Source organism: Paenibacillus tyrphae, from assembly GCF_027925525.1.
Taxonomy (GTDB): Bacteria; Bacillota; Bacilli; order Paenibacillales; family NBRC-103111; genus Paenibacillus_G; species Paenibacillus_G tyrfis_B.
In genome coordinates, this window is the sequence record NZ_BSDJ01000004.1 from 359,065 (window position 1) to 369,297 (window position 10,233).

The following is a 10,233-nucleotide window of genomic DNA, read 5'->3' on the forward strand; positions in this document are numbered from 1 at the left end:
GAAGGAGCAAGCTATGAAGAAAGCAACGAAACGAATCGCCGTGTCGCTTCTGATGTCCGCCATAATTGGCGCATCGGGCGCGCAAGCCGCCGAGTGGTCGAAGGACGCCCTGCGGGGCGAGAACGGGCAACCGTTAACGGAGATGACGACATTGGCCGGAAACGGCGGCTTGGGGAGCGCGGACGGAGCGGGCGCGTCCGCTTCCTTCCGGATGCCGGGAGGATTGGCTGTGCTGAAGGACGGTACGGTGCTGGTTTCGGATACCCGAAACCAGCTGATCCGCAAGCTGTCGCAGGGGGCGGTCAGCACCTTCGCCGGCGCAGCCTATAAACAGGACGGCAAAGGCTTCCCTGTCGGCGCTCTGTTAGACGGGAAGAGCGATGCCTCGCTTTTCAACGAGCCTCAAGGACTTGCGGCCGACGCTAATGGCAACGTATACGTAGCCGATTCGGGAAATCATGCGATCCGTAAAATAGATCCCGCCGGTCAGGTTAGCACCGTCGCCGGCAGTGGGCTGCTTGGAAGAAAGGACGGCAAAGGGAAGGATGCTATGTTCTATCGTCCGACGGATGTGGCCGTCGCAGCCGACGGTACCTTGTACGTGGCGGACTCGCTCAATCATGCGATCCGAAGCATATCGCCTTCGGGTGAAGTCAAGACGCTGAACGCCTTGTCGTCCCGCGTCGCAGAATTGTTTCCCGGACAAGTATCGCCCGCGGGGGATTTTGCCGACGGGGATTTGAAAAGCGCCAAATTTAACGAGCCGACCGCTCTTGTGCTGGATGCCAAAGGGAATTTGATCGTAAGCGATTCCGGGAACCAGCGCATCCGATATATCGATTTGCAGCAGGGGAAAGTAACGACGCTGGCGGGCGGAGGTCAGGCGGCAACAAACAAAGAACTGCACGTTCAGGGAGGCTTCGCCGACGGGAGTGCGTCGGATGCGCGATTTAACTTTCCGTTGGGCCTTGCCTTGACGGAAGAAGGCGGACTTGTTATTGCCGACAGCCAGAACCATGCGATTCGTTACTTGCTGGACGGGCAAGTCAGAACCATTGCCGGGGCATCCGGCCGCATAACCGGAAATGCCGATGGTATTGAAGGAAGCGCTGCGCTCCATCGTCCGATGGATGTCGGAGTTCGCGCCGACGGATCGATACTGGTGGCCGACGCCTACAACAACAAGCTTCGCGAAGTCAGTCTGTATCGGTTGCCGGACGGTCTTCCGAAGGATGGCGCCGTCAAAGTCGTCGTGGACCGGCAGCAGATCGCGTTCGAGGCCCAGCCAGAGATCGTCAACGGTAGAACGATGGTACCGATCCGGGCCATTACGGAAGCGCTTGATTATAAAGTGACGTTCGACGATGCGGCTCGGGCCGTGCAGCTCGCCAAGGACGGCCAAACGATCGAGCTGTATATCGGAAAGACCGGGATCAAGCGGACGGTACCCGGACAGGAAGCAACCGTTAAGCCGACGGATGTCGAGCCTTATATTTCGCGAAATCTCACCTTCGTACCGGTCCGTTTCTTTGCAGAAGAAATCGGAATGGACGTTCAGTGGGACGAGGCGACACGTACGGCGATTGTGCGCAGCAAAACGAAATTATCAAAGTAATTTGCATACCGACAAAATAAGACCTATTCCGAGGAAAATTTTAAGCGGCGCTCTTCTTGGAGTAGGTCTTTTCGATTAGGTTTACATCGGAAGAAAGGATGCAGGAAGCGAAGCGAGAGTATTAAGAAAAGCGCTTCTCCCGCCGATATAGTTTGCAGGAAGACGGAAAGAGAGGGGCGCCCCGTGAAACCGAAAGATTCGAAGGATTCGGAAGAACAGCTTCAGCTCTTTTTCAAACAGGATCCGTTTTATTTAAAAAAATACGTCAAAGAGCATCCGAACAATAAAATGGCGTGGTACTTGCTCGGGCGCGACTATGAAGCGCAAGGAAAAAAGGGAAAAGCGCTGTACTGTTACGCGCAGGCCGGAGAAGTCTATGAAGCGTATGAGAATCAGAAGGTGGCTCTGCCTCCTGAAGAAATCGAACCGATCCATCGCTGGGGAACGGAACGTCAGAAGGACAGACGGAAGCGGTTCGTCCGCCTGATGGCCGTCGGTCTACTCGCGTTTGCCGGTGTATTGTTTGCCCCGGAGCTGGGGCGTATATTCGAGAAGACGGAAGAAAGCGCCCGCACTCCGATCATCGTGCTCCCGGAAGGGATGACGTCGTCCGAGCTGCAGGAAACGAAAGTGTACTACCTGGCCGGCGAGAAAACTCAACAGAATGTCGGCGCGGCGCTGCAAGAGATGCTTCTGCGGGAAAGAATCAGCAGCTACGCGATTTTGGCCCGGGGCATTCCGCTCGCCGGTACCGCTTGGATCAACTGGTTGAAGAAGCCGGAGACGCTGCTTTCCGTCGAAGCAAAAGCAAATGCGGCGCAGCAGCAGATCGATTATCATGATGCGGCAGCTTGCGGCTGCCAGCCAAGCGATCCGCAGAAGGCGGATGGCATTGTGGCCGCTTGGATGACGAAGCAGGAGCAGGATCTCGTGCTGCGCTCCGCCGTTGCGGCTTATATTCGGCGTACGGGGCAAGCGCCGGCGCGTGCTTCGCAGCTGACGGAAGCGTACCCGAACAACATGCTGCCGGGGCTGACTCCCTATATGAAGGAAACGTTCGACCGGGACAAGGAGGCCTTGGCTGCAGAACTGAGCGAATGGCTCAATCAACCCGGGGCACAGCCTGCGGCCGTCGACGGAAATCCCGTGCCGCCGGGAACGGGACAGGCTAGTCTGACCAAGCCGTTAACCGAACCTATGCGGATTATTATCGATAAGCAGGCACACCGCCTGTCGGTCGTCAGCGGCAACATCGTTGTCCGTAATTATCCGGTAGGCTTGGGGGCCGAACGAACACCGGAGGGCAGCTTCGTCATCTCGGAAAAGGTGCGCAATCCGAACGGGAAGTCGAACGGGGAATTCGGGAGCCGGGGGATGACACTGTCCGATACGAATTATGCGATTCACGGAACGAACCGGCCGTCCAGTATCGGCAAGGACGAATCGCTAGGCTGCATCCGTATGGCTAAGGAGGATGTGGAGGAGCTGTTCGACCTGGTGCCGCTCGGAACGAGCGTGACGATCGGTAAAGGCTCGCTGTCCAAGGAGGAATCGCGCAGCCCCGAACCGTATGGGGTGACACCGCAAAGCGTCGATACGAATCCCGGGAAGAAGTACAATTGGTTGAATTAGGGAGCTTGGTCGTCCAAGTCGGCTGTGGCTTCAGTACGAAAAGCATCACCTTGATAGTCGGTGGAGTATGCCCTTACGGCCGGCCGCTCTTGAAACTCGTGATATTCAGATTCCATTTTGCGGTATAATCACGAATTTCAAAGGCGGGCAGCGCAAGCGCTTCCTACAGGGCATACTCCACCTGTTTTACCGGTGATATTTTCAAAAGACTTCTGCCATAGCCTTAGTTTAGAAGACCAAGCTCTTGTGCGAGAGGATGGAAAGCGCTAACAAGCCTTAATGGTTGAAAATAAGCAGAACAATCATGCCGAGAATGACGACGCCGAAGATGGAGCTGGCCCACACGATCAGCTTCTTATTAGGCTCATCCTTTGTTTTCCGCTGCGCATAGGGGGATATTTTCTTTTTTTGCATAGACCTCAGCCCTGCCTTTTTGTTTGGATTAAGCATATTTTAACATAATGTATTGTTTGAAGTTGTATGGATTTTGTGACTTGTCCCCTTTATTTTTGTTTCGTAAAGCGCTAAACTGTCAAAAGAGACTAACGAAGAGACACGTGCGGGGAGAGGACAGAAGCATGCTTTACAAAAAAATCGCAAAGCCGGTGCTGTTCGGGATGGACCCGGAGAAGGCGCATCATCTCATTATCGACGGACTGCATACGTTCGCCAAGCTGCCAGGCGGACGGGGACTGCTCCGCGCGATGTGGGGCGTCCGGGCGTATCCGGAGCTGGAGAGCGAGCTATGGGGGATCAGGTTTCCGAATCCGGTCGGCTTGGCGGCAGGGTTGGACAAGAATGCGAAAGCGGTCCCCGGTTTTTCGAACATCGGTTTCGGCTTTATGGAAGTCGGCACGGTGACACCGAAGCCGCAAGCCGGCAATGAGCTGCCGCGGCTGTTCCGGCTTCCGGAGGACGAGGCGCTCATTAACCGGATGGGGTTCAACAATGTCGGAATCGAAGGCATGAAGCGAAATTTGCGCAATCAAGGCCAGCGCACGATTCCGCTTGCCATCAATATCGGAAAAAACAAAACGACGCCCAACGAGCAGGCAGAAGACGATTACCGCGCTTGCATTCAAGCGTTATATGGGTACGGAGACTTTTTCGTCGTCAATATCAGTTCGCCGAACACGCCGGATTTGCGCAATCTGCAGCACGGGGATGATCTGTCGCGCCTGCTCGCGGCTGTGAAGGACGAGATCCGCAAGCAGCATGCCCGCTTCGGCGGACGGGAGAAGCCGGTGCTCGTGAAGATTGCACCTGATCTGACGGCGCAGGAAATCGAGTATATGGTCGAAACGATCGTACGGAGCAACGTTTCCGGTATCATTGCGTCCAATACGACGATCACCAGAGACGGTCTGCGCCATGCGAACCGGGGAGAAACGGGGGGATTAAGCGGCCGACCGCTGACGGAGCGCTCCACCGAGCTGATTCGAACCGTATACCGTTTAACGGACGGGAAGCTTCCGATTATCGGATCGGGAGGCATTTTTACGGCCGAGGACGCCTATGCGAAGATTCGGGCGGGAGCCAGTCTGGTCGAAGTATACACCGGCTTGATCTACGAAGGGCCGGACGTGCTGCGGCGCATTAACCGAGGACTTCGCACATTGCTTCGGCAGGATGGATTTACGCACATATCGGAGGCGATCGGATCGGGGCATTAAGGCAAGAAAGATTTGGAGGTCGACGGAATGGATGGACGCGATTGGAAAAAATTTCTACTGCCTTACGAACAGGCGGTCGAGGAATTGAAAGTCAAATTCAAGACATTGCGCGCGGAGCTCAAAAGCCGGGATGAATATTCGCCTATAGAATTCGTAACCGGCCGGGTCAAGAGGACTTCCAGCATTTTGGAAAAAGCCAAACGGCTGAGTGTTCCGATGGATCAGCTCGAGACCGGGATCGAAGATATTGCGGGCATTCGGATCATGTGTCAATTCGTTGAGGATATCGAACGATTGGCCGAATTGATCCGTGCCCGGGAAGATATGACGCTATTATATGAGAAAGATTATATTACGAATAAAAAGCCGAGCGGTTACCGCAGCTACCATATGATTGTGGAATACCGGGTCCAGACGGCGCTCGGCATGAAGCGCGTGCTGGCCGAGATTCAGCTGCGGACGCTGGCGATGAATTTCTGGGCGACGATCGAGCATTCGCTGAACTATAAATACCGGGAAAGCTTGCCGGAGGATGTCGTCGCACGGCTCAGCCGGGCGGCGGAAGCCGCTTACCAGCTCGATCAGGAGATGAGCAGCATCCGGGAAGAGATCGTCGAAGCGCAAAAGCTGTTCGAGGACAAGTCGAGTATTGTGACCAAGGTGCTAAACGGCATTCAGGAGCTGTATTTTCATCTGCGAGTGCGGGAAGCCGCGCAGTTTCAAATGCGCTTCAACGAGCTGTGGGATACGGATGACGTCTGGCTGCTGAAGAAGCTGTCAAACGAGGTGGATCAGGCGGTTCACCGGGCGAAGAAAAATTCCTTGGCCTAATAGTCCGGTGAAGCCGGGCCGGCGGTCCGTTATTCACCGGGCCTCCGCTGGAGGCGACCGAAACGGAGGCGAGACGGTGACAACGTCATACGATCGTTTATATATAGAATTCGTCTATTATTTCAACGTGGCGCGCGACTATTTCGAATGTCACGAAGTGATGGAGGAGCTTTGGCTCGAGGAAGGCAGACATCCGCTGTATCAAGGCCTGCTGCAGGTGGCAGTGGGCCTTTACCATTACCGCAACGGCAATACGAGCGGGTCGATCAAGCTGTTTACCGCGGCCTTGAACAAATTGGATAACTACCCGGAGGATGCGCTGGGGATCGACCTGGGCCGGCTTCGCGACGACAGCCGCCTATACTTGAACAAGCTGGCTCATGCGGAGGAGGAGCCGTTTGCTTTCTACGATCTGGACATCCTCATTCTGGATGCCGATTTGGAGGCATTGGTGGAAGAGCTTAGGCTGCATCCGCCGGAGCCGCACGAAGAGAATTAGACCGGAGGCCAGACGCAGCACTGCCGACGCTAGGATCGCCGCGAGACGAGAACGGCCTGCAGCCCGACCCCGCACACGGTAAGCCAAGCCGCCCCGGCGGCAAATCCGGCGACAACGTCGCTCGGGTAATGAACCCCCAAGTAAATGCGGCTTACGCCGATCATGATGATCAAACAGCCGGCCGTTACGGCGATCAGCAGCTTCAGAACGGGAGATTTGACGAACATCAAGAAGAGCATGGCCAACATGCCGTAGAAGACGATCGATGCCATGGAATGTCCGCTGGGGAAGCTGTAGCCCGTTTCTTCAACGATCCGGCGCAGCGTAGGCCGCTCCCGTTCGAAAATTTGCTTCAGCAGCTGATTGAATAGCATACCGCCGGTGACGGCTACCACGAAAAAAAGAGCTTCCCATTTCTTCTTTCGCCACACCATCAGAGATACGCTAACGGGCAGCAGGACGAACAACGTCTGAAACGCTCCGAATAAGGTAATTCCCTTCATCCATACGGTCAGCTTAGGACTGATATGCGATTGAATCCAATCGATGTAGGTCCGGTCAAAGCGCTCCAGTTGATTTTCCTGTAAATCGTGCGCGAACTTCACGAAGATCAGAATCGACAGCAGCACGATGACGACTGCGGTCAATATATATTTTCCGGTCAGCCATACTTGTTTGGGTTGCATCGTGGCCCGTAACAGCTCCTTTTTAAAGAAATGAAATAAAAAAGAAACAGCGGACCGCAATCCGCTGCTTCGGGTATCCTTGGGCGTCCACCGACAGCCGGCAGGATTATTTTTTATGCTTTTCGAAAAAGGCTTTGAACGTTTCGGCCTTTTGTTCACCGACGAGACGCTCGACTTCTTTGCCGCCTTTGTAGTAAATCAGGGTCGGGGTTGCTTCGATGTTGTATTTTTGCCATCCGTCCTTGAACTCTTCAAGATTGAATTGCTTGACGTCGATGTTGAAATCCTTGGCGACCGGCATAAGCACAGGCGTTGTCACTTTGCAGTGAGGGCACGTCGAACCGAAATAATACAGGTAGAAGTCTTCCTGAGCTGCGATCTTCTTGTCGAGCGCGTCAGGCAAAATGATGTTTTGGTAGTTCGGATCGTCCAGAAGCGCCAGCGTGGCCGGATTCAGCTTGTCCGGCGCAATGCCGTATACGTTGTTTGCGTACTTTCCGAATTTCGCCTGGTTGGATTGTTGATTGACAAAATAAAGAGCTCCGAAAAGAACGACGATAATAGCTAAAAAGATACCTAACTTTTTCATGATTCCCCTCTTCCTACCGAGATAAATGGTCACTCTAAAAACATTCGTTACTTATGCAAAGTTTCCTCCTTCTATCATACAATAAAATTGAAGGATTTTCGACATTGGCGTGGAATACATGGGTAGACTAGGGACATCCAAGAGAATGGCGGGGAACGTTAGACTATGAAACGCATTATCGAAGTTCTCAGCAAGCGGGAAAACGCCATCATTCTCGGAGTGGGCGGCGTGCTGCTGCTAGGCGGATTGGTATGGGGCGCTATGTACTGGAACGCCGGGGCCGTGGAGCCCTCGGTTCCGCCCGCTCGGGCCGAATCGTCCGGGGAAAAAGCCAAAGTGATCTCTGATCCGGATGCTTATCACGCTCAGGATTCCGTGCCCGGCTTTTCGGCGCTGGAGGTCACGAGATCCAAAATAAACAAAGGATTTGCGGTAACCGTAAAACAAGGACGGGTGCTGGAGCAGGTTGCGGCGCCGGACGGCGTCACGATGGTATATCTTGTCCAGCGCAGCAAAACAGGCGATAGCGGGAGCAGCTCCCAGATCGATGCGCTGTGGATGGGCCCGCAAAGCGAGTCGGCCGAGAGCGCGCCGATTGCCCAGATCGCGGGGACGGACGAAGACGTGATCCGGCGATCGACCCGGTTGTGCGGGTTTATGAATAAAGACGAGTTTATCTACACGACCGTTAAAAACGAGGGAAGCGAGCTTGTGTATTACATTAACCGCTTTTCGTTGAAGCAGCGCACGGCGACGCCGCTTCTGGAGCTGTACCGCCATGAATCGAACGGGCGGACGGCCCCGGGAGTACTCGAAGCCAAGCTTGCGCCGGATAAGCGGCATGTACTGGTCCGAGACGAGCGAAGCGGGATCGCTAGCTACGATTTGAAGACCGGAGCGCAGGCCCGGATCGTTCCCGCCTCCGAAGCCGTAAAAGTCGGGGAAACCTTTCTGCTGGCGCCGGAAACGGGTGTAGGGCTCTATGCCGCCGGCCGCTTTCAAAGCGACCTATGGTGGTTCGATTGGAATACCGGGGGAGCCAGGCAGCCGTTTGCGGCCGAATCGGGATTTGTGGAAGCGGGGCTGGATGCGGGGCGGAAGCTCATTTATTATAATTGGACCTATGACCGGAAGCCCGAGCTGGCGCTGGCAGGAGATAAACGAACGCTGCTTGCCTCGTCCGGCGTGCAGCTTGCCGATCTGAAAGGCAATTCGCTCAAGCGGTTCAGCCTGCCGAAAGGCTCGAAGGAGCATCTGGAATTCGGAGGCTATAACGAGGAGCGGAAAACGGTGCTGCTGCATCAATTTCAATTGCAGCGGGCAGCCGCACCGACCTCGGCGGTGGTTAAAAAAACAACCGCCTGGCTGCTCGGGGATCTGAAGACAGGAACGATGCAGCCGCTCCAGCAGGTGGAGGTGCCGGACGGGTGGGAGCTGAAGGACATGGCGTTCGGCAGCGTCCTGACGGATAGCGGAAGCGATACGCCAACGGAGCAAGTATTCGTCAATATGCAGGACCGGACGTATTACAGGGCGAAGTGGAAGACGAAGCAGCCGATGGTGCTGCCGGAGGAGGACCTCGTCTTGTTCGCCGACGAGCCGGGCAAGCGGGTGTTCGTCAGTTCGCTTACGCGGCCGGATCTGGTCGTTGCGGCCCTGAATTATAAAAAGTACAATTGGGATAATCAAGAGTTCGCTTGGTTGAACGGGCATTGGATGTCGAGATACCACAAGGCGGCGGATGGCGATAAAATCTTTTTCTTCCAGATTAACTGAAACGAGTGACGACAATGACGGAGCCGATGCTGCCGGAAGCATTTAAACAAAAAATGGAAGGCTTGCTGGAGGCCGAATATTCGGCCTTTCTGGCGTCTTATGGGGAGGAGCGGCATTACGGCCTGCGCGTCAATACGCTCAAACTGTCCGTAGAGCAGTTTCGCGGCTTGACCCGCCTGGAGCTCGAACCGGTTCCATGGGCGGGAACCGGCTTTTACTACCGGGAAGGAGACGGGCGGCCGGGAAAGCATCCGCATTACCATGCAGGGCTGTATTACATTCAAGAGCCGAGCGCGATGGCTCCGGCCGAGCTGCTTGACGTCCGCCCCGGCGAAAGGGTGCTGGATTTATGCGCCGCGCCGGGTGGAAAAACGACGCAGCTTGCGGCCAAGCTGCAAGGAGCCGGGCTGATCATAGCGAACGACGTGCATCCGGACCGGGTGAAGGCGTTGGTGAAGAACATAGAGCTGAGCAGCGTACGCAACGCCGTCGTGCTGAACGAAGATCCGGCGAAGCTGGAAGGAGCCTTTGCCGGCTACTTTGACAAGATTCTGATTGATGCGCCTTGCTCGGGCGAAGGCATGTTCCGCAAGGAAGAGGATATGGCCAAAGTCTGGCGGCCGGACTGGCCGGAGAAATACGCCGAGATGCAGCGGACGCTGCTGAGGCAGGCGGCCCGCATGCTGAAGCCGGGCGGCTTGATGGTCTACTCGACCTGTACGTTCTCGCCGGAGGAGAACGAGGCGATGATTGCCTCGTTTCTGGACGAGCACCCGGCGTTTGCGGTCGAGCCGGCCCCCGCCTTCGGCGGCTGGGCGCCCGGCCGGCCGGACTGGCTCGGCGGGCACTATACCCGCGGGGCCGAAACGGCCGGCGCCGCGCGCCTGTGGCCGCACCGGCTCGCGGGCGAGGGCCACTTCGCGGCCGCGCTG

At 55.8% G+C, this 10,233-nt stretch carries 10 protein-coding genes; 7 read left to right on the forward strand and 3 right to left on the reverse strand.

The genetic code is table 11. The features are described 5' to 3' along the window. Nucleotides 1–13: 13 nt before the first annotated feature. Nucleotides 14–1,615 carry a stalk domain-containing protein gene (locus QMG93_RS07110; RefSeq protein WP_281934826.1) on the forward strand — a complete coding sequence of 534 codons (1,602 nt, stop codon included), beginning with the start codon at nt 14–16 and terminating at the stop codon, nt 1,613–1,615. Nucleotides 1,616–1,798: 183 nt separating this feature from the next. Further along, nucleotides 1,799–3,247: a L,D-transpeptidase family protein gene (locus QMG93_RS07115; RefSeq protein ID WP_281934828.1), complete on the forward strand. Its 1,449-nt coding sequence runs from the start codon at nt 1,799–1,801 to the stop codon at nt 3,245–3,247. Nucleotides 3,248–3,523: 276 nt separating this feature from the next. On the opposite strand, the gene QMG93_RS07120 is transcribed toward QMG93_RS07115, so the two are convergent. Continuing rightward, the gene (locus QMG93_RS07120) at nt 3,524–3,661 is read right to left on the reverse strand and encodes a hypothetical protein (protein WP_281934830.1); all 138 of its coding nucleotides are present in this window, start codon (nt 3,659–3,661) and stop codon (nt 3,524–3,526) included. A 164-nt stretch (nt 3,662–3,825) separates the two neighbouring features. Here QMG93_RS07120 and QMG93_RS07125 point away from each other — a divergent pair, with 164 nt between their 5' ends. The 3 genes from QMG93_RS07125 to QMG93_RS07135 all read left to right on the forward strand — a co-directional run bounded on the left by QMG93_RS07125 (nt 3,826) and on the right by QMG93_RS07135 (nt 6,250). Continuing rightward, the gene (locus QMG93_RS07125) at nt 3,826–4,920 is read left to right on the forward strand and encodes a quinone-dependent dihydroorotate dehydrogenase (protein WP_281934832.1); all 1,095 of its coding nucleotides are present in this window, start codon (nt 3,826–3,828) and stop codon (nt 4,918–4,920) included. A gap of 27 nt (nt 4,921–4,947) precedes the next feature. Next, nucleotides 4,948–5,751, forward strand: coding sequence for a GTP pyrophosphokinase family protein (locus QMG93_RS07130; RefSeq protein ID WP_281934834.1), 804 nt, complete (start codon nt 4,948–4,950; stop codon nt 5,749–5,751). Nucleotides 5,752–5,827: 76 nt separating this feature from the next. Next, complete coding sequence (locus QMG93_RS07135) at nt 5,828–6,250, forward strand: DUF309 domain-containing protein (protein WP_281934836.1); 423 nt, start codon at nt 5,828–5,830, stop codon at nt 6,248–6,250. 29 nt (nt 6,251–6,279) lie between these two features. Here the strand turns inward: QMG93_RS07135 and QMG93_RS07140 are convergent, their stop codons facing one another. Both QMG93_RS07140 and QMG93_RS07145 read right to left on the reverse strand, forming a co-directional pair. Continuing rightward, nucleotides 6,280–6,936 carry a phosphatase PAP2 family protein gene (locus tag QMG93_RS07140; RefSeq protein WP_281934838.1) on the reverse strand — a complete coding sequence of 219 codons (657 nt, stop codon included), beginning with the start codon at nt 6,934–6,936 and terminating at the stop codon, nt 6,280–6,282. A gap of 106 nt (nt 6,937–7,042) precedes the next feature. Beyond that, on the reverse strand, nt 7,043–7,525 hold the full coding sequence (locus tag QMG93_RS07145; RefSeq protein ID WP_108530043.1) for a thioredoxin family protein: 483 nt from the start codon (nt 7,523–7,525) through the stop codon (nt 7,043–7,045). A 165-nt stretch (nt 7,526–7,690) separates the two neighbouring features. On the opposite strand from QMG93_RS07145, the gene QMG93_RS07150 reads away from it, so the two are divergent. Both QMG93_RS07150 and QMG93_RS07155 read left to right on the forward strand, forming a co-directional pair. Beyond that, nucleotides 7,691–9,301, forward strand: a complete 1,611-nt coding sequence (locus QMG93_RS07150) for a hypothetical protein (RefSeq protein ID WP_281934841.1) — start codon at nt 7,691–7,693, stop codon at nt 9,299–9,301. A gap of 14 nt (nt 9,302–9,315) precedes the next feature. After that, the coding region (locus tag QMG93_RS07155; protein ID WP_281934843.1) for an RsmB/NOP family class I SAM-dependent RNA methyltransferase at nt 9,316–10,233 on the forward strand (918 nt) is incomplete at its 3' end.